At 69.9% G+C, this 22,328-nt stretch carries 16 protein-coding genes and 4 pseudogenes; 11 read left to right on the forward strand and 9 right to left on the reverse strand.

The window, feature by feature from the left end; all coding sequences use genetic code 11:
• The first annotated feature begins 16 nt into the window (after window positions 1-16).
• Together QF037_RS46165 and mhpA are read left to right on the forward strand one after the other, a co-directional pair.
• Window positions 17-1,111: a lytic polysaccharide monooxygenase gene (locus QF037_RS46165; RefSeq protein WP_307036002.1), complete on the forward strand. Its 1,095-nt coding sequence runs from the start codon at window positions 17-19 to the stop codon at window positions 1,109-1,111.
• Window positions 1,112-1,226: 115 nt separating this feature from the next.
• Window positions 1,227-2,639: a bifunctional 3-(3-hydroxy-phenyl)propionate/3-hydroxycinnamic acid hydroxylase MhpA gene (gene mhpA / locus QF037_RS46170; RefSeq protein WP_307037741.1), complete on the forward strand. Its 1,413-nt coding sequence runs from the start codon at window positions 1,227-1,229 to the stop codon at window positions 2,637-2,639.
• Window positions 2,640-2,725: 86 nt separating this feature from the next.
• On the opposite strand, the gene QF037_RS46175 is transcribed toward mhpA, so the two are convergent.
• Window positions 2,726-3,130 (reverse strand): type II toxin-antitoxin system PemK/MazF family toxin, encoded by a 405-nt coding sequence (locus QF037_RS46175; protein ID WP_307036004.1) that lies wholly within the window; start codon window positions 3,128-3,130, stop codon window positions 2,726-2,728.
• A gap of 108 nt (window positions 3,131-3,238) precedes the next feature.
• Between QF037_RS46175 and QF037_RS51535 the strand changes: the two are divergent.
• Window positions 3,239-3,446: pseudogene (locus QF037_RS51535) on the forward strand (IS701 family transposase); the annotation flags it as partial.
• Between the two features lie 42 nt (window positions 3,447-3,488).
• On the opposite strand, the gene QF037_RS46180 reads toward QF037_RS51535, so the two are convergent.
• Window positions 3,489-4,301, reverse strand: coding sequence for a MaoC/PaaZ C-terminal domain-containing protein (locus QF037_RS46180; protein ID WP_307036006.1), 813 nt, complete (start codon window positions 4,299-4,301; stop codon window positions 3,489-3,491).
• Here QF037_RS46180 and QF037_RS46185 point away from each other — a divergent pair.
• Window positions 4,300-5,508 (forward strand): lactonase family protein, encoded by a 1,209-nt coding sequence (locus tag QF037_RS46185; RefSeq protein ID WP_307036008.1) that lies wholly within the window; start codon window positions 4,300-4,302, stop codon window positions 5,506-5,508. The two genes, QF037_RS46180 and QF037_RS46185, sit on opposite strands and share 2 nt — an antisense overlap.
• Window positions 5,509-6,286: 778 nt before the next feature.
• Here QF037_RS46185 and QF037_RS46190 read toward each other — a convergent pair.
• Window positions 6,287-6,442, reverse strand: a pseudogene (locus QF037_RS46190) (IS5/IS1182 family transposase); the annotation flags it as partial.
• Here QF037_RS46190 and QF037_RS46195 point away from each other — a divergent pair.
• Window positions 6,441-6,875: pseudogene (locus QF037_RS46195) on the forward strand (IS5 family transposase); the annotation flags it as partial. The pseudogenes QF037_RS46190 and QF037_RS46195 sit on opposite strands and share 2 nt — an antisense overlap.
• A gap of 18 nt (window positions 6,876-6,893) precedes the next feature.
• Here QF037_RS46195 and QF037_RS46200 read toward each other — a convergent pair.
• Window positions 6,894-7,322, reverse strand: coding sequence for a VOC family protein (locus tag QF037_RS46200; RefSeq protein ID WP_307036010.1), 429 nt, complete (start codon window positions 7,320-7,322; stop codon window positions 6,894-6,896).
• Window positions 7,323-7,818: 496 nt separating this feature from the next.
• Between QF037_RS46200 and QF037_RS46205 the strand changes: the two genes are divergently transcribed.
• The 3 genes from QF037_RS46205 (at window position 7,819) to QF037_RS46215 (ending at window position 13,046) form a co-directional block, all read left to right on the forward strand.
• A complete protein-coding gene (locus QF037_RS46205; RefSeq protein WP_307036012.1) occupies window positions 7,819-8,565 on the forward strand; it encodes a transposase in 747 nt (248 codons plus the stop codon).
• A gap of 628 nt (window positions 8,566-9,193) precedes the next feature.
• Window positions 9,194-11,959 (forward strand): helix-turn-helix transcriptional regulator, encoded by a 2,766-nt coding sequence (locus QF037_RS46210; RefSeq protein WP_307036014.1) that lies wholly within the window; start codon window positions 9,194-9,196, stop codon window positions 11,957-11,959.
• 151 nt (window positions 11,960-12,110) lie between these two features.
• Window positions 12,111-13,046, forward strand: coding sequence for a helix-turn-helix domain-containing protein (locus tag QF037_RS46215; protein WP_307036016.1), 936 nt, complete (start codon window positions 12,111-12,113; stop codon window positions 13,044-13,046).
• Here the strand turns inward: QF037_RS46215 and QF037_RS46220 are convergent.
• Window positions 13,013-13,996, reverse strand: coding sequence for an AraC-like ligand-binding domain-containing protein (locus tag QF037_RS46220; RefSeq protein ID WP_307036018.1), 984 nt, complete (start codon window positions 13,994-13,996; stop codon window positions 13,013-13,015). The two genes, QF037_RS46215 and QF037_RS46220, sit on opposite strands and share 34 nt — an antisense overlap.
• Before the next feature lie 313 nt (window positions 13,997-14,309).
• On the opposite strand from QF037_RS46220, the gene QF037_RS46225 reads away from it, so the two are divergent.
• Both QF037_RS46225 and QF037_RS46230 read left to right on the forward strand, forming a co-directional pair.
• Window positions 14,310-15,284: an alpha/beta hydrolase gene (locus tag QF037_RS46225; RefSeq protein WP_307036020.1), complete on the forward strand. Its 975-nt coding sequence runs from the start codon at window positions 14,310-14,312 to the stop codon at window positions 15,282-15,284.
• Between the two features lie 213 nt (window positions 15,285-15,497).
• A complete protein-coding gene (locus QF037_RS46230; protein WP_307036022.1) occupies window positions 15,498-15,665 on the forward strand; it encodes a hypothetical protein in 168 nt (55 codons plus the stop codon).
• A 123-nt stretch (window positions 15,666-15,788) separates the two neighbouring features.
• On the opposite strand, the gene QF037_RS46235 is transcribed toward QF037_RS46230, so the two are convergent.
• From QF037_RS46235 to QF037_RS46250, 4 genes and pseudogenes are all read right to left on the reverse strand, one after another.
• On the reverse strand, window positions 15,789-18,491 hold the full coding sequence (locus QF037_RS46235) for a helix-turn-helix transcriptional regulator (protein WP_307036023.1): 2,703 nt from the start codon (window positions 18,489-18,491) through the stop codon (window positions 15,789-15,791).
• 261 nt (window positions 18,492-18,752) lie between these two features.
• A pseudogene (locus QF037_RS46240) lies at window positions 18,753-18,964 on the reverse strand (histidine phosphatase family protein); the annotation flags it as partial.
• 385 nt (window positions 18,965-19,349) lie between these two features.
• Window positions 19,350-20,192, reverse strand: a complete 843-nt coding sequence (locus QF037_RS46245) for an alpha/beta fold hydrolase (RefSeq protein ID WP_307036025.1) — start codon at window positions 20,190-20,192, stop codon at window positions 19,350-19,352.
• 139 nt (window positions 20,193-20,331) lie between these two features.
• Window positions 20,332-21,057, reverse strand: a complete 726-nt coding sequence (locus QF037_RS46250; RefSeq protein ID WP_307036028.1) for an alpha/beta fold hydrolase — start codon at window positions 21,055-21,057, stop codon at window positions 20,332-20,334.
• A 431-nt stretch (window positions 21,058-21,488) separates the two neighbouring features.
• Here QF037_RS46250 and QF037_RS46255 point away from each other — a divergent pair, with 431 nt between their 5' ends.
• On the forward strand, window positions 21,489-22,325 hold the full coding sequence (locus QF037_RS46255) for an alpha/beta fold hydrolase (protein WP_307036030.1): 837 nt from the start codon (window positions 21,489-21,491) through the stop codon (window positions 22,323-22,325).
• Window positions 22,326-22,328: the final 3 nt, after the last annotated feature.

The raw sequence follows: 22,328 nt of genomic DNA on the forward strand, positions 1-22,328 counted from the left end.
AACGACAGGAGGCACCATGGTTCGACGCAGAAACCGGCTCCTCTCCTGGGCGGCGGTGCTCGCCACCCTGCTGAGCGGTCTCGGTCTGGCCTTGCTCGGCCAGGGCAGCGCGCAGGCCCACGGGGTGGCGATGATGCCCGGCTCGCGGACGTATCTCTGCTACCAGGACGCCAAGACCGGCACCGGCGCCCTGGACCCGACAAACCCGGCGTGCAAGGCCGCGCTGGCCGAGAGCGGATCGACGGCGCTGTACAACTGGTTCGCCGTGCTCGACTCCAACGCGGGCGGTCGCGGCGCCGGTTACGTTCCGGACGGCAAGCTGTGCAGCGCCGGTGACCGCTCCCCGTACAACTTCACCGGTTACAACGCCGCCCGCGCCGACTGGCCCCGCACGCATCTGACCTCCGGGAAGAGCATGCAGGTCCGGTACAGCAACTGGGCGGCGCACCCGGGTGACTTCCGGGTGTACCTGTCCAAGCCCGGCTATTCGCCCGGCTCCCCGCTGGGCTGGGGCGACCTGGAGCTCATCCAGACCGTCACCAACCCCGCCCAGTCGGGGTCGGTGGGCAGCGATTCCGGTCACTACTTCTGGAACCTGAACCTGCCCGCGGGCCGCTCGGGCGACGCGGTGTTGTTCATTCAGTGGGTGCGCTCGGACAGCCAGGAGAACTTCTTCTCCTGTTCCGACATCGTCTTCGACGGCGGCAACGGCGAGGTGACCGGCATCCGCGGCTCGGGCGGCACCCCGACGCCCACGCCGACCCCCACGCCCACGCCGACCCCCACCCCGACCGACCCGCACAGCGGCTGCATGGCCGTCTACTCGGTGACCAACGCCTGGAACGGTGGCTTCCAGGGCTCTGTGCAGGTGATGAATCACAACACGGCACCGATGAACGGCTGGGCCGTGCGCTGGCAGCTCGGCACCGGCACTCGGCTCAGCCAGGTCTGGAACGGCACGCTCAGTACCGGATCCGACGGCACGGTCACGGTCAGAAACGTCGACCACAACCGGACCGTCGCGCCGGACGGCAGCGTGACCTTCGGATTCACCGCCACCTCCACCGGCAACAACCATCCGGTCGGCTCGATCGGCTGCGTCACCCCGTAAGAAGTCCTGCCGAGACGCCAGCTCCCCGCACTGCGGGGAGCCGGCGTTCTCGTGTGCGCGGAGCTCAGCGGGCGTGGGGAGGCCAGCGCGTAGGCGTGGTTGTTGACGAGCTAGGCTGCTCTCCGGCTGCGGGACGGGCCCGAGCCTCGGCCGGATCACCGAGCCCGCCACCGGCTACCAGTGGCATTCCGCCGACGGCGAGGTCCTCCTCGACATCGTCTTTCGCACAGAAGGCCCGTACGGGTGGCCTGACGCCAATACCATGCACCAGCCCGCCCTCGAGGAACTGCTAGCCTCGCGCGCAGTCGGGCTGCCCGGCGTGACGGTGGTACAGGGCCGCCAGGTGGTGGGAATCGAAGAGCAAGACGACCGGGTCGTGGTGACGGCCGAGGACGAAGACGGCACAGCCCAGACGTACACCGCGAGGTGGGTGGTGGGCTGTGACGGTTCCAACAGCTTCGTCCGGGACCATCTGGATGTGCCGGTCACCGATCTCGGCTTCTCCTACGAGTGGCTGCTGTGCGATGTGCAACTGCACGAGCCGGGCAGGTTCGACCCCACCAACGTCCAGATCTGTGACCCTGCTAGGCCTACTACCCTGGTCGGCAGCGGGCCGGGGCATCGGCGCTGGGAGTTCATGCGGCTGCCCGGCGAGCGTGCAGCGGGCCTGAACCGGGAGGAAACTGCCTGGCGGCTTCTCGCTCCCCACGGGGTGACCCCCGACAGGGCGACGCTGCTGCGCAGCACCACATACATCTTCCAGTCCCGCTCGGCCGAGCAGTGGCGGGTCGGTCGGGTACTGCTGGCCGGGGACGCGGCCCATCTGATGCCGCAGTTCGCCGGGCAGGGCATGTGCTCGGGCATCCGCGATGTCGCCAACCTGGCGTGGAAGCTGGACCTGGTAGTGCGCGGCCTCGCCCCGGAGTCGCTTCTCGACACCTACACAGAGGAACGCCGCGCGCAGGTACACAAGTCGATCCTGTCCTCGGTCCAGCTGGGCCGGGTGATCTGCGTGACGGACCCCATGGCTGCGGCCGAGCGCGATTCCACGATCCTGGCGGGCCGCCGCGGCCGCGGTCCGGCGGTCCCGGACCCGGCGTTGCCCCTCACAGAGGGGCTCCGTCACCGGAGGGTAGACGGGTCACCCATATCCCCGGCGGGCGAGGTGGTCCCCCAGGGTCAGATACGCGGCCTCAGAGGCACGGGCCTTTTCGATGATGTGGTCGGCCGCGGCTTCGTTCTGATGCTGGCAGAGGGCGCGGACGCCGACCTCAACGTGGAACAGTCGGCATTCCTCACGGATCTGGGTACGCACGTCGTGAGGCTGCTCCCCGAGGACGGGACGCCGCAGAACATGTCGGTGGCCGACGTGGGCGGCGTCTACCGCACTTTCCTGGCTCGCCACGAGGCCGACGCGGTATTGATCCGTCCGGACTACCACGTGTATGGGGCGGCCTCAGGCCTGGGGGCAGCGGCAGCGCTGGTGGACGACCTGCGGGCCCGCCTGTACTCCAGCCGCAGTTCGTGATCGCGATGGTGAGGGGCGCCGAGGCAACAGTCGGACAGCGTCGACCATCTGGCCGAGACCGCCCACGCCGTCGGCTCCTTCTCCCTCTACCCGAGTGCACCGCGACGGAGGGCGTCCCTCATCTCGCTGAGCTTCGCGGTCATTGCCGGGGTCTGCTCCTGTGGTTGTTCAGCGAGTCGGAGGGCATCGTCAATCTCGCTGAGCTTCGCCGAGGACAGGACGGCCACCCGCTCGATCAGGTCATCCCGTGAGACGGTGGTCAGCCACGTGCAAGGGGTAAAGCCTGGACGCGGGAACGCGAGCCGCAGCACGCCCTCAAAGGGCAGCCCTTCCATGGCGCCAACTCGCACTTCGACGCCCAGACCGCTCAGGTTGACGCCCGCCGGCGCGACGACCTGCATCGCCCGGATCCCGGACGGGTCATCTCCCGGCAGCAGTACGAACAGTCGCCGCTCGTCGGACCCCACCCACCAGACTTCGCCACGTTGCACATGTCCTCCTGACACGGGGACGGCAGGCGAACCTGCGCGACCCTGACGCACTGTGGAGACGGGTGAGGCCACCGTTGATCATGGTGTGTGAAGACAACCGATCACGCGGTGGCCGCAGGTCACATTGTACCCAGCCCGCTGGTGGGAGGCGTTCGAGGGCCTGATGAGCCGGATCGCAGGCCGGTTCACGCGGGTTGAACCCCGGTGCCGAGCTCGGAAGTTGGTCGAGCCGGTTCCACCCGGCTGCCTGTCCTGCGATCCACGCTCCGAGATCCTCGCCCTGAACGACGTCCCCTGGCCCGGCAGGCAGCGCCCTATCCGCCGTCGCGTGCGTGAACACCAGCCGATACACGCGTGTTCAGCCGCGCTCCGCCGCGCTGTTGAGCACCTCGATGGCGGTGTGCACGAGTCCGCGGTCCGGTTTGGAGCGGGAGACACGGGCCTGCTGGACCGTCGTACGGATCGAGAGGCTGTCGGCGGGCCGGACCGGGCGGACCCAGCGCAGTTCGTCGGCGCCGGGGGAGGCGAGGCTGGCGACCTTGCCGACGTAGTGGTCGGCGTATAGGCGCATCATGATGCCGGCGGTGTGCCAGCCGCTGGCGATCAGTCCCTTGAAGGGACCCAGTTCGGCGGCCTCGGGGTCTGTGTGGATGCTCTTGGGGTCGAACTTCCCGGCGAAGCGGAGGATCTCCTCCTCGGTTCCTCGGTCATCGTGATGCTGCCGTAGACGTACACCGAGCCCGGAACCTAGTCCTCGAAATAGCGGTCCTGGATCGGGGCGGCGAAGTCCGTGTCGCTCAACGTGGTGGTGGTCGTCATTGGCGCCACGATGGCCGCGGGCGATGGCCAACTGTGCCCAAGTGCGGGTCAGTGACTCCGGAGCGGCCGAGGCCGCGTGGGCGATGGTCGATCTGGCCGACGCCGACTTCCACGTGCAGACCGCGCCTCCGAGTCGAGCATTGCACAGTGCAAAAAGAGATCGGCAGCGGTTCGGGCCGCTTTCCATGAACTTCCTGGAGCGGCTCCTGAGCGGGTGCCCCAGGAGGAGAGCCGCAGATCTTACGAGAGCCTGACGTGCCCCTGAAAACTGTCCTGCCTCGATGCCTCCACCGGCAACTCTGGTCCCGTCCACCACGGCCGGTGGCGGCACGAGTCCCGAGGAGGAACGCATGAGCAGGCATACAAGGCGCAGGTCACCGTTACAGGTCCGGCTGCTGGGCGCTGGTGCCGGGATCCTCGCCGCCGCGGCGGCCGTCGTGACCGTGACAGTCGCCTCGGCAGGCGAGCCCGGCGGCCGGGCCGCGGAGCCTGCGAAGGCCGACCACGCGGTCTTCGTGCAGGACAACGAACTCGACGGCAACACCATCCACGTCTTCAAGCGCGGCGACGATGGTGCGCTGAGCGCCGCCGGCCGCTTCGCCACCGGCGGCAAGGGGGGCGATCAGGTCGACGCTCCCACGGACTCGCTCGCGTCTCAGGGCTCCCTCGTCTACGACAAGAGGTCGGGGTTGCTGCTGGCGGTCAACGCGGGCAGTGGCACGGTGGCCTCCTTCGAGGTGCGCGGGCAGAGGCTGACGCACCGGCAAGTGGTGGACTCGGGCGGGGACTTCCCAGCCTCGATCGCGGTGTACGGCTCTCTCGCCTACGTCATGAACGCCGGCGGCGACGGCAGCGTCCAGGGCTTCCGCATCACCGACAAGGGGCTGAAGCCGCTGCGGGACTCGCAGCGCTCTCTGGGCCTGGACAACGACATGGTGCCGCTGTTCAGCAGCTCGCCCGGCCAGGTCGCCTTCACTCCGGACGGCCGGGCCCTGGTCGTGACCACCAAGTCCGCCAACACCATCGAGGTCTTTCCGATACGGCACGACGGACGCCCGGCCCACCGCGCCGTGATCAACGACTCCGCCGGCGAGGTGCCCTTCGCGATCACCTTCGACAGGGCCGGCCGCATGCTTGTCGCGGAGGCCGCCAAATCGACGGTCAGCACGTACAAGGTGCGCGCCGACGGCCGGCTCAAGGTCGTCCAGCAGCCGTTGGCCAACGGCCAGGACACGCTGTGCTGGCTGGAGCGCGCGGGTGACTTCTTCTACGGCGGCAACACCGGCAGCTCCACCGTCACCGGCTACCGCACCGACGCCCGCGGCAGGCTCGCGCTCACCAACGACGTCGGCATCGCCACCCCGCCGTCGGCCAAGTCCCAGGGGGTCATCGACCTGGCGGTGACGCAGGACGAGAGGTTCCTGTACGTGCAGAACGCCGTCTCCGGAACGATCGACGGCTTCCGCATAGAACGGAACGGCGCCCTCACCAAGGTCACCACCGCCACCGGATTGCCTGCCTTCGCCGCATCCGGCATGGAGGGTATCGCCGCGGTGTAAGGGAAAGCGGCCACCGCGGCCCGACGCCCCGGACACCTGGTCCGGGGCGTTGGGCGTGCCCGCGCGGGGCCCGGGTGAATCCGTCGGCGGCGCCGAGCCGAACGAAGGGAATCGCCCGCCTTGCCGCCGTCTACGGGAAGGCTCATGAACGCGCACAGCCGACGAGCCGTGCGGGTGTCGGCGTATGTAGTCGGCCAGGATCTCGGCGCCCCCTCGGACCGGAGGAAATGGGGGGTGACGGTGTGCGAGCGGTTACCGAACTGGACGAGGGTCTTGGGCTGAGCGCACAGGTTCTGGTACCGGTTGGCCTTCGGGCCGAAGCCGGAGGCAACGGTCCAGCCGGCCCCGATCGGGGTCGTAGGACACCGCTTCAAGGGCTGTTATGCGATCGAGGTCGGTGACGCGACCAGCGTGGTGCAGCAGGAGAAGACGCTTCCCGAAATGGGGCCCCAGCCCCGCACAGAGGAGGATCGGTGCCCGCACGGCCAGGCGTCGCCATCCGGCGGTGAGTTGGGGGCGGCTGGGTGCGGTGCCCCTTGTCTCGTCAGAGGTCGTCCAGCTGGTCCCGCACCCACATCGTCGTCGTGCCACGGGGATTGCTCGTTCGGGCGACCCGCGCGGTCCGCACGGGTCGCCCGAACGGGAACGGACGGACATCAGGTTCCTCGACACGCGTCGTCCACCTTCAAGCTGCAGTTGCTGGTCACAGGGCTGGTGTGCGTGGGTATCAGGATGCTCGTGCTGGTCGCTGGCAGGTGACTCCGGTAAAGATCGTCGGTCATCGGGCGACTTCGCGATTCGTGAGGACCAGCAAGGCCCTGACCAGGGCGGTCACCCAGGCGGGGTCGGTGCGCACCTTGCCGAGGACGCGCCAGTTCTTGAGGTGGATAAAGCCGTGCTCGACGGGTGCCCGGACGGCCGCCAGTGCCGTGCGCCCGCTGGCGTTCGTCCTGACCGCTGGACAAGCCGCTGACAGTCCGCAGTTCATCCCAGTGTTGGGAAGGATCCGTGTCCGCGGTCCTGTCGGCCGTCCCCGCACCCGGCCGGACGCGGTCGCCGGGGACAAGGCCTACTCGTCCCGCGGCAACCGGGCCCACCTGCGTAAACGCCACATCGAGGCAGTCATCCCGGAGAAGTCGGACCAGGCCGCCAACCGGAAGAAGAGGGGCTCCAAGGGCGGCCGGCCCGTCAACCACGACGCCGACCTCTACAAGGAGAGGAACACGGTCGAGCGCCTGATCAACAAGCTCAAGTCCTGGCGGGGCATCGCCACCCGATACGACAAGACCCCGGACAGCTACCTCGCCGGACTGCACCTGCGCGCCTCGATGATCTGGATCAAAGACCTCACCCTAGGCACCCCTTGATCACAGCCCTGTCGCGCCCTAAGGGCGGACGTAAGGCCGAGTCATGACCTCCATGTTGTGACCGTCCGGGTCGTCGAAGTAGGCGCCGCGACCACCGAATAGACGGTTGATCTGGCCGGGTTCGGTGTGGCTGGGGTCGGCGTAGTAGGCGACCCCGACCACCTCCAGACGGGCGATAACGGCGTCGAACTGCTCGTCAGGGACGAGGAAGGCGTAGTGCTGCGACTGGATCGGCTCGTCCTTCTTCTCGTAGTAGTCGAGCGTCACGCCGTTGCCAAGGTCGACGGGCAGGAACGGCCCAAACGGGGCGCCGACCTTCAAGCCCAGGACCGCGGCGAGGAACTCGGCAGACAGGTGCCGATCGCTTGCGTAGATGGCAGTGTGGTTCAGCTGGACGCCGGCCGCCGGCAGTGCGGATTCATGCGGGTACTGCTGGTCATAGGACATCAGTGGTGTGTCTCCGGTCTTGGGATCCGCTGGAATGGGGCGCCGTATACGGGCGCCGGGAGCTAAGACGCGGAGAAGTGGGCGGGCCTCTGGCCCGCCTCGTGCTCACGCCGAGGTCGGGAACCTCACTCGTGCGTGGCCCATGGCCGACCCGGCAGTCACCCGACCGACCTTAGTGACCATCACAGGCGGGGGCAACATCGTTTCTTGGCCGTGCCCGGCCGCAGATCGAGCCTCCGTTGCGTCATAGCGGGTCGTCACGGCTCTGCTGATCACGACCCGATACGCCGCCCTAGCCGAGGTCAGCGGCAGACGGTCCGTCAGGGCTCGCTCGACCCTGATTTCCGCGATGGGGACGACCCTTGCTGTCCAGAGCTTCCCGGCGACGGCACCGGGCGCCGTCAACTAGCGCAATATGCAAGCCAGTTGGGCCTGGCTCCGCTACGCGGGCGTGGAGGGTACGGGCAGTTACGGGGCGGCCCTGTCCCGATATCTGATGTCCGAAGGCATCGACGTATTCGAGGTGATCGGACCAGGGAGCCCGGGGCGCCGGCGCCGACGCAGGTCCGACCGGATCGATGCACAGGCTGCCGCTCTTGCCGTACTGAGCGGGCACGCGGGTGCCCGCGCCAAGACGCAGCTCACGGCGGTGTTGGTCATCGCCGATCCGGAACTGCGCGAACAACTGGCCGACCTGGATCGCCGGTCACTGATCCGGGCCTGCGCACTGCTCGACGATGAGACAACCGGTGATCCTCTCCTGCGAGCCGCGCGGTTGACGCTGCGTCTGCTCGCGCAGCGGATCGAGCACCTGACCGAACAGATCCGGGGTGCAGCGGCTGCTGAGTCGGTTGAGCGAACAGCACTTCCCGCAGCTGCTCGCCGCGGTAGGGATCGGCCCGGACAGCGCAGCCGTTCTGCCTTCACCATGGGGGACAATCCTGGCCGTCTGCACAGCGAAGCGTCCTTCGCGGCCCTGTGCGGAGCAAGCCCGGTCGAGTACTCCTCGGGCCGCACACCTCGCCATCGGCTCAACCGCGGTGGCGACCGGCAGGCCAATGCCGCCCTGTTCCGCATCGTGCGGAGTCGGCTGCGCTTTGACCCGCGCACTCAGGCGTACTACGAGCGGCGCATGGAAGAAGGCAAGACACGGCGCGAGATCATCCGCTGCCTCAAGCGTTACGTGGTCCGGGAGGTCTACGACCTCGTCCAGGACCAGCACCGGCACCCGGTACGCGCCTGAACAAACAGTCTGCCCTCGGGCGTTGGTGTTGGGGGAGGAGACGCTCGCGGGTCAGCGTCGGGTGGTGGGTGTGGATCATCACGACACCCTGGGCACGGCCCACAATCCGGCCGTCAATTTGCGGGATGTGGGTCGGGCGGTGGACCGATCTCGGTGCCGTCGATGATGCCGGTCTTCCCAGCCGCGCCGAGATGGTCGACGACTTCGGACAGGGTCCGAAGCCGCACCACCACCCTGAGCCCGCCGTGCCAGCCGCGGGCAGCGTGCCTCCCTACCGTGACGCCGGCGTCGACCGGTTGGTGCGCGAGGAGGCGTCTGCCGGAACGGAAACGGGGGGCGTCCCCTGGATCGGCGGACCGGGCAGGGAGCCCGAGCACGGAAGTACCGGCCCCGCGCATCCGCGCCTTGAACACCTCACTTCCCGCCCATCGCCGACCGAGCCGGGGCGGGGCGTCCGCACGCTTCGCCCGGCCGCACTCGGTGCATGTGCGCAGAGGCTTGACTTGCAGAGAAGGGAACTTGCCTCAGAGTGCACAGCCGGGGGTCGGCGGGGCCGCGCGCCGTCGCGGAGCGCTCAGGATGGCCCTATCGCCGCGAGTCGGGCGACGGGTACGAAAGGGGCGGTCCGGTGTCGGATGTGAAGGGAAGGACGCCGTCCTTGCTGGGCGCGGATGTGCTGGGGCGGGGCGCGCAATGGAAGTTCCTCAGCGAAGCGATCGAGTCTGCGACGGACTCGGGACGCGCCGTCTGGCTGTGCGGTGAACCAGGGATCGGCAAAACGGTCCTCCTGGAGCAGGCCGGGGAGTTCGCCGCGAGCCGCGGACTGCGGTTGCTGAGGGTCAACGCGGCCGAGGGCGAGAAGGATCTGCCGTTCGCCGCCCTGCACCAGTTGATGTGGCCCCTGCTGGAGGAGGTACGGGAGCTGCCGCCCGCGGGCCGGGCGGCTCTGGAACGGGCGCTGGGCGTCGGTTCGGGCGACTTGGCCGGCCCGTACACGGTCTCCGCGGCCACGCTGGACCTTCTCGCAGCCGCGTCGCAGCGGCGGCCCCTGGCCCTGCTGATCGACGACCTCCACTGGATCGACGCGTCCAGCGCCGAGGTCCTGCACTTCTTGCAACGCAGACTCGCCGCGCTGCCGATCGTCATGCTCGCGACGGTGGGGGAGCACGCGGTAGCCGCACTCGACTTCACCGGCGTCCGGATCCTGGACCTCGAGCCCCTCACCGACGAGAGCGCGGAGGGGCTGTTGCGTGAGGTGCACCCCGAACTGTCGCATGCCGCACGCTGCCGCATCCTGCAGGAGGCGGCGGGCAATCCCCTCGCCCTCGCCGAGCTGCCCGCCCAACTCGGGGAACCACAGCGCACCGGGCAGCTGCCCCTCCCCGAACACCTTCCGCTGGGCGAGAGCTTGGGCAGGATGTTCGCGCAGCGGGTCGCGGCACTGTCGCCCTCAGTGCAGTTCATCCTGCTGCTGTGCGCCCTGGCGGGCCGGGAGGGACAGTCCCTGCACCTCGTCGCGGCAGCCGCCCGAGCCGCAGGCGCCGACGCGGTGGACGAGGACCTGGCGGTCGCCGAGGAGAGCGGGCTGATCCTCGTCGACGAGCCGACGCCTCGTGTGCGGTTCCGCCACCCCCTGGTGAGGTCGTCCCTCGTGGAGGCCGCGGCCGGCGCCGAGCTCCGGCGAGCGCACGCGGCCTTGGCGCAGGCGCTGCCGACGGGGGATCTGCGCCAGGTCACGCACTGGGCCGCCGCCACGGTCGTACCCGACGAGACGGTGGCTACGGCACTGGACGAGGCGGCAGCACGGACGCAGGCGCGGGGCGGCGGCACGGAGGCCGCCCGGCTCTTCGCCCGCGCCGCGGGACTGAGCGGCGACGCCGCGGGGCGAGGGCGCCGACTCGTGGCCGCCGCCTGCGCGGCCGCGACAGGCGGTCAGCTCGACATGGCATCCCAGCTGCTCCAGCAGGCCATCGGACACGGGGTGCCCCCGGAAAGCCGAAACAAGCTCGACTTCACCCGCGCCCTCGTCCGACTGCACACGGACGGCGACTTCGGGCCCGCCATCGAGTCGCTGCCCGCCGTTCTCGACCGTCTGTCCGACGCGGAGGCCGCGGAGATACGTCTCCCGAGCCTCTTCCTGCTCTTCCTCGCCGCCGGGTACACCGCCGATCCGCACGTGTGTGAGGCCCTGGCCGCGAGACTGAGCGGCGCGACCGACTTCGCACGTCTGGCCCACGACGTCTGGAACGACCCGGCGCACCATGCCCAGGGCGGCCACGAACGCTTCGAAGCCGCGCTGCGCGGTTTTTCGGAGGACGACGGGGTCGCCGAGGTCTGGCTGCTGCTGTGGTCCGCCGTCGGCCTCGATGTCGTGGGCGACCACGCCCCGCTGTTGCGGAGGCTGGGCCACCGCCACTCCTACACGACACAGACGTTCATCGGATCGGTGTCCGTCTACGACGACTACCTCCGCGGCCGCTGGGACCGCTGCGTCGAGCGGGCGTGCCAAGGCGCCGCCGCGTCACGCGCCCGTGGTTTCCACTTCATCGAACGCGTCTACCAGTACCGGGAGGGCCACGTCACCGCGGCCCGGGGTCAGCAGCAGGCGGTGGACGACCTCGTCGCCGCCATGCGCCCATGGGCCGTCGCTCGCGGACTCACCCTCATCGTCCACCGCCTGCGCGCGATGCAGGGCATGTGCGCACTCGCCCTCGGCGACTACGAGACGGCCTACACCCATGCCTCCTCGATCACGCCTCCCGGCGCCTTGCCCTCCGATGTCACCCAGTTCCACCTGGTGTTTCTCGACCTCGTCGAGTCGGCTGTGCACACCGGCCGGAGTGAGGAGGCCCGCCGGCACGTGGCCGCGGGCCGGGCCGCGGGCATGGAACGGATCTCTCCTCACCACGGGTTCGTCCTGCTCGCCTCGGAGGCTTTGGCGAGCGAGGACGTCGATGCGGCCTGCGAGGCGGTGTACGCGTCGGCCAACGCCTCGCAATGGCCCTTCGAACTGGCCCGTGTGCGCCTGTACCACGGGGCCTGGCTGCGTCGGCACGGCCGGCGTTCCGAAGCCCGGGACCAGCTCGTCGCGGCCCGGCGGGTCTTCGCCAGCCTCAAGGCGGACCCATGGACCCATCGCGCGCGACAGGAGCTTCGCGTCTGTGACGAGGCGAAGCCCGCAGGCGTGGCGTCCGGCACCGTGGCGAACCTGACCCCCCAGGAACTGCGGATCGCGGCACTGGTCGCCGAGGGGCTCACGAACCGGGACATCGGCACGCGCCTGCACCTCTCGCCGAGAACCGTCGCCAGCCACCTCTACAAGATCTATCCCAAGTTGGGCATCGCAGGCCGGGCAGCTGTGGGACGAGCCCTGGGCCGGCTGGAGGTCCCGTGACGGATGCCTCCGGCTACGCAAAAGCGTTCGAGCACCGTCATATGACCTAACACCTGGGGCCGCGGTCTCATCACGCTGGTTGCACGGCCGTGGTGCTCACGGCCAGTCGGCGCAGGCCGACCCAGCCACCCGCGCGCACCAAGGGGACCGTATGAGACACGCGACCAGCACCATCGACGGGCACGTGGCCCCATGCAGGCTCGGTGCCCTGCGCATCGCCACGCACCGTGGCTCCGCTCCGTACGTCCTGGAAAACCCGGAACCGGGCCAAGCCGGCGACACCGCGCTCGTCGGAGTCGGCACCCAGCCGGACGGCAGGGCGATCCTGTCGCACCGCGGCCTGCTCCTGCCGTGCGCGCCCGGAGAAGCCTTCGTGGTGGACATGTCGCAGCCGTGGCTGCTGCGGCAACTGGACGACTTCCGGCTGCATCTCCATCTGGTGCCCCGAAACCTGGTCGGCCTGTCGGACGAGGACCTTGCGTCCCTGTGGGGAGTACACGGGCGGTCCGGCCACGGTGTCACACGGTTGCTCGTGCCCCTCCTGATCACCGCGGCGGAGTCCGCTCCGTCGTACGCGCACCACATCGCGCACCACATCGCCGGCAGCCTGGCCGATCTGCTCAGCACCATGGCCATGGAAAGGAAGGCCGCCCATTGTGCTGCCGCCGTACGTCCCGAGGGGCAGGACGAACGAGCGAGGACGGCGCAGCGGATCCGCCACTTCGTCAACGAGAACCTTGCCGATCGCGCGCTGAGCCCGGAGCACATCGCAGCGCACCATCACGTGTCGGTGCGGCATGTGCACAAGGTGTTCAAAGGTGAGGGGACGACCCTCAGCCGGTGGATCAGCCGGCGGCGCCTGGAGGAGTGCAGGCGCGAACTCGCCAGGCTGGACCCCGAATCCGCCTCCTGTGTCGCGGCTGTGGCACGGCGGTGGGGTTTCGCGAACCCCACGCACTTCAGCCGCAGTTTCCGTGCCGAGTACGGCATCTCACCGAGTGAGTGGCATCGGATCCGGACCACCGGGGGTGTCGAGAGTGCGGAGGGAGGACGTCAGTTCGCCGACGGTGCCGGCCTCGGTACCTGAGGTCCCGCGTCACGCCAGTCGCGGGGCGAGTACCCGTACATCGCCTTGAACGACCGGCTGAAGTGGGCCACGTTCTGAAATCCCCAGCTCTGCGCCACGGCCGAGATCGTCGGCGTCGCCCTCCCACGCCGCGCGAGTTCGCGAGCGCACTCCTCGAGCCGCCGCCGTTGGATCAGCTTGTGCACGGTCTTCTCCTCGCCCTCGAAGAGGCGGTGCAGATAACGGACGGAGATGCGGTGGACGTCGGCGATGACGGCGGGGGAGAGAGCCGGATCGCGGAGGTTGTCGTCGACGTACCGGCGGATCAGGGACAGGAGGTGCTGCTGGGTGGTGTGGGCCTGGGGACGAATCCCCAGAGTCTGCTCGTCGATCAGCGTGGCCAGCAAGTCCGAGATGTTCCCCGCGAGTCGGTCCCCGACGGGTGGGGCGGTCCGGTCGGCCTCCGCCACCAGGGCCGACACCAAGGGTCCGAGAAGGGCCGCAACGCCCTCGCTGGTCGGGACAGCCCGCCCCGTCATCCGTTGTGCGCGCGTCCCGGAGATACCGAGGGCCCGCTCGGGCACCCGGACCAGGTGGAGGTGGAACGGCTGGCGCTGATGCAAGGAGAACGAGCGGCGGATGTCACACAGAGCCAGCTCTCCCGGCCGGAGGGTTGCGTTTCGCCCGTCCTGGTGGAGCTCTGCGGTGCCCGACACCTGGACGGCGAGGGCCAGACGATCGTCGGGGGCGGCCGTGACCAGGTGCGTGGTGCGGCTCAGCCGCATGGGATCGGCCTGCATCGACAGGACGCGGACGTAGCCCAGATCGTTCGCCCACAGCGTGCCCTCGAAGGACTGTGTCTGCTGAGGGGGTGTCACCCGCACCGGAGCCAGCCAGTGGCGCACGGCCTGCTCCCAGGCCGTGGCTCGCTCCGCGTCGGGTATCGACGCCGTACTCACTACGGGATGCACGCCTGCTCCTTCGTCAGCTCTCCGACCGGGGAATCCAGCGCTACGGGTGTCCGGGCACCCGCGCCGCGTCCCCTGGTGTCCAGCCTCAGACGGGCCGAGCCGCGTCGGTTAAGTCATTTGACGGGTACGTCGGAGATGACGGGAACCGCGGCAGAGCTCCGCCCGTGGCGTGCGCGGACGGTCATGACGAGGTGCACGCCGAGGCACGCGCGAGGCCGTGGCATCTCTAGCGTCGCTTCGGTGCCGTGTGGCCATCCGGTACCTCGGCGAAGCCGGCCACCCCGCACCACGCCGTCACCCAGTAGGAGTTCGTGTGTCCCGTTCCGATCAGCCGCCGCTCGTACTGGAGCGCAGCGCGTGGGAGTTCGTCCGCGACCACGTCTGCCCGTCAGTGCCCTCGGGCGCCGATCCGGGGCCGGCGCGGGCCGGCATCGCACGCCTGCTGGACCGGGAGGGGTGTCACGACCATGTGACCGAGGAGTGGCTGTCCCTACCCGGGCCCGACCGGCGCAGGGTCACCGTGCGCATCCTCCGGCCCGTGGATGCCGACCACCCCCTGCCGGTGGTCCTGTTCCTTCACGGCCTGGGGTGGATGCTGACCGACGCCTCCGGGCACGGCCGACTGCTCACCGACCTCGCGCTCGGAGCCGACGCGGCGGTCGTCGTGCCGGAGTACGACCGCTCGCCCGAGGCCCGCTACCCGATGGCCGTAGAGCAGGTCTACGCGGCGGCGCGGTGGATCACGGAACACGGGCGGGACTGCCGACTGGACGGCGACCGGATCGCGGTCGTCGGCGCCTCGGCGGGGGCCAACCTCGCCGCGGCGCTCACCCTCCTCGCGAAGGAGCGCGGTGGGGTCGGGCTCGTCCATCAGGTTCTCGTCTGCCCCGTCACGGACGCCGGCATGGACACCCCGTCCTACCGCGACTTCGGTGACGGCTTCTTCCTCGGGAGCGAGGCCATGCGCCACTTCTGGCAGCAGTACGCCCCCGATCCCTCGGATCGCCTCAAGATCACGGCGTCGCCGCTGCGTGCGACGGACGACGAACTCGCGGGCTTGCCGTCCGCCCTGGTCGTCACGGCCGAGGCCGATGTGCTGCGCGACGAGGGAGAGACCTACGCGGCCAGACTGCGTCAGGCAGGCGTGTCCGTCACGTCGATGCGTTACCACGGAACCGTCCACGGATTCATCCTGTTCGACGCCCTGCGTGGCAGCGAAGCCTCGAAAGCCGCACGCACCCAGGCGATGGACACGCTGCACGTGGCTCTGCACGCGTGGCGGACCTGACCGGCAGTCGCGACTTCCGTGCACCGTTGGCACAGCTCCGTGCATGCAGGGGCATGCCGCCCGAACCCCCGTGCCATAGCGTGCCGTTGACAGCCGACTCGTCCGCGGAGTCGGGATCCATGACCGAGCCCATCACCCGGAGGTGAGGGTCGACATCCTCGCACCCCAACGCGGCCCCCTACTGATCATTTCCGGCGAGAAGGAGACCACACCGTGCCGTGGGCCATCGCGAACGCCTCGTTCAGGAAGCGGGCCCGCAACGAGCACGCGGTGACCGAGATCACCGAGATGCCCGGCCGTGGCCATGCCCTCACCATCCACAGGGGCTGGCGCGAGGTCGCCGACACCGCGCTCGCCTTCGTCAAGCGCTTCACCAGCTGACCCATGCGCAGATGCCGTGCCGTTGTGCCCGTCCGTCGCGAGGTGGCAGGCGAGGCCCCCGCCGTCACCGAAGAACTGCCGCGTGCGGGCGGGCGCCAAGGCCGGACACCCCGGTCTGCCGTGTCAGTCTTCGTTCAGTGCGCGGGCGAGCGCTGCCCGGGACGTGATTCCCAGCTTCGGAAACACCTTGTACAGGTGGTCGGCGACCGTGCGGGGCGAGAGGTGCAGCAGACGTCCGATGTCCTTGTTCGTCAGCCCGTCGGCGGCGAGATGGGCGATCCGCAGCTCTTGTGCCGTCAGCAGGTCCCGCCCTCCCACGGGCGCACTCACGGAATGCCCGGCGGCACGCAGCTCCTGCTCCGCCTGCCCGGCCCAGGGGGTGGCGCGCAGAGAGCAGAACGCGCGGTGAGCCTCGCTGAGTGCGTCCCGGGCGGCACGCTGATGCCGGCGCAGCCACACCCCGTGGGCGAGCCGCAGCCGCGCGAACTCGAAGACCCAGCGCTCGGCACCCGGCACGGCGTAGGCCGCCTGGTACAGGGCCTCCGCGTCGTCGTCCGTCGCCGCCATCGCCGAGGCGGCGGCCAGGAGAAACGCGTGGTGCGGGGAGATGTCCGCCATCCGGGCCGCCCGTGCCGCGGCCACGTGGGCCTGCGCCTCCGCATGCCGCCCGGTGTGCATGGCGGCGTCCACGAAGTCGAAGAAGGGCAGGTGGAACCAGGGGAGACCAGGTGGCAGGACGCCGGGCGGGGTGATGTCCGCGAGGCGTGCATAGGCGTCCTCGTAGCGGCCGTGGGCGAGCGCGACGAGGCCCCGCAGATGCGCCAGGTGGTCCTCGACGAACTTCATGCGGGCGCGCCGCGCGACGGGCCCGATCAGCCGCTCGATCTCCAGCAGGCCCGCCTCATCGCCACGTCCGGCCAGGAAGTGGGCGTAATAATGACGGAACATCAGTGCGTTGCAGTGGTAGCCGAGTTCATCGGCGGCCTCGGCCTCCCGCAGGCAGACGTCTGCCTGGTCCCAGCTCCCCTCCAGGTAGTCCTGGTAGCCCTTGGTCTTCGCGATCGTTCCCTGTGTGGCGTAGGCGTGCTGCTCGGTGAAGCGTCGCCACATGGTCGCGTCCGCCATATCCACCGAGGATGCCGTCCACAGCAGGAGCCAGGCGGCTCCGGCCTCCTGCTCCTCGCTCAGGTTCGCGGTGAGCGCACGGAGTTCCTCGCTCACGCCATGGGCCGTCCGTGCCGGATCCGACCAGGCGCGCCAGCACAGCCTGGCCAGCGGGGACACCTGCTCCCGGTGGCTCTCCAGCGCCGTCCATCCCCGGGGGTCGTTGGTGTAGGCCGACGCGAGGAGCAACTTGAAGTACGCCTGCTCGGCCAGCCCTCCGAAGGAGTCGGCACCGGGTTCCGCGAGGCCGTCCAGGGCTTTGGGCAGCAGGGCGAAGGACGACTCGAAGTCGATCCGGTGGCTCTGGTCGACATACACCACGGCGTAGGCGAACAGCGGCGCCGAATCGAGCGGCACCGGACTGCGTTTGAGTTCCTCCACGATCTTCGCCGTGTAGGGCAGGCGCCCGCCGCGGGCCGCCATGACGGCCGCCCAGGTCAGCCGCCTGGCGCGGGAGAGCGGGTCCGTGCTGAGGACTGCCGCCCGGTCGAGGAGCAGCGCCGCCTCCGCGTCGCCGCCGCGTCGGGACAGGCGCCGACCCGCCTCCTGCAGTCGTGCCGCGAGGTCCTCATTCGGCAGGAGAGTGGAGTCGGCCTGGTGGACCAGTCGGCGCGGGTCGTCCACGGGCAGCGCCGCGGCGAGTTCGCCGTGGGCGTCGCGCCGTTCCTGGGCCGAGGCCCGGGCGACGACGGCGCTGCGCACCAGTGGGTGCCGAAAGGTCAGCAGGCCGGCAGAGTCGAGCTGCGCGAGGCCGCTGGACTCGATCTGGTCGAGGACGTGCGCCACCTGTTCGCCGTCCTTGGCACGGAGCCACTTGCCGACATCCCACGCAGCCGTTCCGCCGCCGAGCGCGACCAGCAGCAGGACGCGGGTGGCCTCGGCCGACAGGGACGCGAGCCGGTCGGCGAACAGCCGCTCCAGACGCCGTCCGAGCGGGAGTCGCTCCGGCAGCGGCACGATGCCCCTGAGCTGGTCGGGGCGTAGCTGCAGGGGCAGCTCGACGAGGGCCAGAGGGTTGCCCGCCGCCTCTGCGACGACGCCCTCGACGGCCGCCCTCCCGAGTGCGGGGTGCCGTCGGCGCAGCAGCTGGGCCGCGTCCTGTGGCGCCAGGGCCCCGACGTTCACCGGGCGCGTGGGCCAGCCGTCCGCGGTCAGGCCGTCGGGTCGGCTCGCACTCACGATCACCAGCGGCAGCTCCGCGATCCTGCGGTGCAGGAAGGCGAACACCGCGGCGCTCGACGAGTCCACCCACTGCAGGTCGTCCAGGACGATCAGCAGCGGATGGTCCCGCGTGGCCTCGGCGAGCAGTGTCAGTGCCGCGGCGCCCACCAAGAATCCGCCGCCCGGGGACACCGTCTCTTGCAGGCCCAGAGCGGACTCAAGGGCCTCGCGCTGACGTGCGGGCAACGCCTCGGAGCGTTCCATGAGGGGCCAGAGGACCTGGTGCACCGCCCCGAACGCCAACTCGGCCTCGGCCTCCGAACCCACCGCGCGCAGTACGGTGAACCCGCGATTGTGTGCCTGAGCGGCCGTCCAGTCCAGCAGCGCGGTCTTGCCGATGCCGGGCTCGCCTCGCAGCAGAGTCGCCGAACCACCGCCGAGCCCGGCCGACGCGCCGTCCAGCGCACGGCGCAGCAAGGCCGCCTCCCGCTCTCGTCCCATGAGGTCGGTTCTGTCCGCTGTCGGCAATGTGCTCTCTCTCGCCTGTGACGGCACCCGGGCCAGTGCGCGCAATCCTCCGGTGTGGCTGCCCGTGCCCCAGCCACGTTGTGCACCGGCTCCGCTCGGACCGGCAGCAGCTGCCGTGTGCGGTGGGCACCTCCGACGAAGGATATCGCCTGTCTCCGGCCTGACCAGGAGGAAGGCACAGGATATCGCCCGTCTCTGGCCCGACCCGGAGGAATCGAGTCCGCCTCCGGGTTCTCAGCCGCCCGCTGCAGGCTCCGTCGGCCGGGCGGGTGGGAGTGGTGCGCCGGGCTTGGCCGGCAGCGCGGCGTTCCAGCCTGTGATCACCGGGCGGCCGTGCTCGGTGCCGAGCCGGCTGACGGTTCCGGTGCCGAGGAGGAACAGGGATCCGGCGGCGTGCGGTCAGTACCCGCAGGAAGCTGGCCGTGTGCGACCAGGACGACATCGCCCGCTGGGGGATCGTTCAGACTGCCGCTGAAGTCGCGCACGGTGGAACCCATCAACACCTTGTGCGGATGCCACGGCCCAAGGCGGTATCGACGTCAACGCCGCAACGGTGCCGACACCGGCGCCGCACAATGCATGTGCCGTCAGCGCCGTCGTGGCCCGGTAGCGGCCTCGCCTTGGGGAACCCCACGAGCCGCGCGCCGGGTAGAGCTTCTGGTCTCCGCGACGCAGTCCTGGAGGCGTTCGAAGCCAGCTACCCGGGGGCCCGCCGAAGCCGGAGATGAATGCGTCCGGACGCGCACGTCGAGGAATATCTCCAGAACCTCGCTGATCAGCTGCAGCAGTTAGGCCCAGGAGACAGACTCCCCCGCACCGTGCATGGCTCGCTCAGCAGGCCGAGCGGGCGGCGCGCAGTATCAGTTCGGTGACGGGGCCCGGGTCGCTCACGGCGACCGCATGGGGTGCGCGGACCCTGACAGTGTGGGCGCGGGCACGTTCGGCCATCCACTGCAAGGCAGCCGGAGGGATGTTGCGGTCCTCGGTGGCCACGAGGCACCAACTGGGGAGCTTCTTCCACGCGGCCGCGGTGGACTTCTCCTGCAGCGCGGCGAGGGCGATGGGACGCTGCCCCACTGCCATCACCTGAGCGGTCGCGGCAGGCACACCGGCCGCGAACTGCTCCCGGAACAGCTCCTGCTTGATGATCAGCTCCTCGCCCTGGCCGCCTCCGGGGAGCGGGTAGTACTGGGCGCTTGTTGCCTGCGCCAGGGTGCTGCCTGGGTACTTGGCGGTGAGTTCCAGGGCGCTTTCGCCGATGTCCGGGACGAAGGCGGCTATGTAGACGAGCGCCTTGACCCGGGAGGCGTCTGCCGCGGCGACGCTGATGACCGCTCCGCCGTAGGAGTGGCCCACGAGCACGATCGGGCCCGGAACGCTGTCCAGGAAGCTGCGGATGTAGGCGGCGTCGCTGGCCAGCCCGCGCAGTGGCAGGGCCGGTGCCAGGACTTGGTGGCCCTGCCGCTGGAGCCGTTCGACGACGGCGCTCCAGCTGGAGGCGTCGGCGAACGCGCCGTGGATCAGGACGATGGTGGGGCGTATCTGCCGGTGACGGTGTGTCGGCTCTTCCGCTGCCGGTGACGGAGCAGCGAACGCGGCGCCGGTGGTTCCGAGGGCGGCGGCGCCGGCCAGGAGTGAAACGGCGACGGTGCGGCGTGAGATCGGTGAGTTCATCGTTCGCTTTCTACGGTGGTGTCCAGGAGGGCCGTCCCGGTGGGAACGGGCGAGCAGGTGAGCGGCGCGCCGGCCAGGGGCCATGGCAGCCGGCATCGGTTCGGTCCCGGACGGTGCGGCGCCCGGCAGCCGAGGCGGGTCACAGGGCGGTGGCCCGGACCGCCTCGTGGATCAGGTCGGCGACACGCTTGGGGTGGGCGAGCATCACCAGGTGCGAGGAGTCGACCTCGACGGTGGTCATCCCGGCCCGCTGGTAGCCGTAGCGCTCCACATCGGGGTTGATGGTGCGGTCGGCCGAGGCGACCAGGCCCCAGGAGGGCTTGGTCTTCCAAGCCGCGACCGGGGCCTGCTCGGCGAACGCCTGAGCGGCCAGCGGGCGTTGGGAAACGGCGAGGACGTGGGCAAGGCGAGGCTCGACGTCGGCGGCGAAGATGGAGGAGAACCTGTCGATCCGGACGGACACGTCGGTGCCGGGGGTGGCCGAGCCCTCGATCGGAAAAGGGGTGTAGACGAGCGCGTCGGCGAGGTCGGAGTCCGGGAAGCGGCCCTGCAGTTCACCGAGGCTCTCGCCCTTCTCGAGGGCGTACCCGGCCAGGTAGACCAGCGCTGTGACGTTGTCCTCCGCGCCGGCGACGGTGATGACGGCACCGCCGTAGGAGTGGCCCACCAGGACTACGGGGCCGGGAATCCGACGGACGAGCGATGCGATGTAGGCGGCGTCACCGAGCAGGCTGCGGTTGGGCACGGCCGGGGCCACCACGTCCAGGCCGCGGGCGATCAACTCGGGGATGACACGGGAGTAGCTGGAGGCGTCGGCGAATGCACCGTGAACCAGGACGACGGTCGGGCTGCCGGAACGAGACATGCGTGACTCCTTGTGGAGAGCGTTGATCGGCTGAGGCAAGAACCCGGCTGGTCGAGGTGGATCCGTCGCCCGCGCCGGGAACGGACGCCGCCCGCAGGAACGGGCGAGTGCCCCAGGCCGGCACGGGCGCAGTGCGGTGGCAGGGCGCCCGTGCCGGCAGCGGCCGCCTCGTGGGCGGACGTCTGTCAGGCCGGATCGACGGCAGGACATCCGAGCAAGCGAAGAGCCGCAGGCACGAACGGAACAGTAAGAAGGAACGGGGAGGGCGTATTGCCTGTCCGCGCCCGGCCGCTGTCCTGTCCGCGCCCCTGAACCTCTGCGTCTGCGGGCAAGGAGCGGTGCACTGCGCGACAACTGGCGGCGCGGCATCCGCCCTAACGTGACGGAGTTCCCATCCACGCACCAGCCATCCGGAAAGAGGAAGCAAACGCATGCCGTACATCACCGTGGGCCAGGAGAACTCCACCACCATCGACCTCTACTACGAGGACCACGGAACCGGGCAGCCGGTCGTCCTCATCCACGGCTTCCCGCTCGACGGCCACTCCTGGGAGCGGCAGAGCGCCGTGCTGCTCGACGCCGGTTACCGAGTGATCACCTACGACCGCCGCGGTTTCGGGCAGTCCAGCCAGCCGACGACCGGGTACGACTACGACACCTTCGCGGCCGACCTGAACACCGTGATGGAGACCCTCGACCTGAGGGATGCCGTCCTGGTCGGGTTCTCGATGGGCACCGGTGAGGTCGCGCGGTACGTGTCCACCTACGGCTCCGCCCGGGTCGCCAAGGTCGCCTTCCTGGCCTCGCTGGAGCCCTGCCTGCTCAAGAGCGACGACAACCCGGACGGGGTCGCCCCGAAGGAGTTCTTCGACGGTGTCGTCGCGGCCGTGAAGGCGGACCGCTACGCGTACTACACGGCCTTCTACAAGGACTTCTACAACCTCGACGAGAACCTCGGCAGCAGGATCAGCGAGGAGGCCGTCCGCAACAGCTGGAACGTCTCCGCGGGCGGCGGTTTCTTCGCGGCCGCGGCCGCGCCGTCGACCTGGTACACCGACTTCCGGGCCGACATCCCGGCCATCGACGTGCCGGCCCTGATCCTGCACGGCACGGGCGACCGGATCCTGCCCGTCGAGGGAACCGCGCGGCCGTTCCACAAGGCGCTCCCGTCCGCCGACTACGTGGAGATCGAGGGCGCCCCGCACGGCCTGCTGTGGACCCACGCGGAGGAGGTCAACGCGGCGCTGCTCACCTTCCTGGGGAAGTGACCC

It is taken from the genome of Streptomyces canus, assembly GCF_030815415.1.
GTDB classification, from domain to species: Bacteria; Actinomycetota; Actinomycetes; order Streptomycetales; family Streptomycetaceae; genus Streptomyces; species Streptomyces canus_F.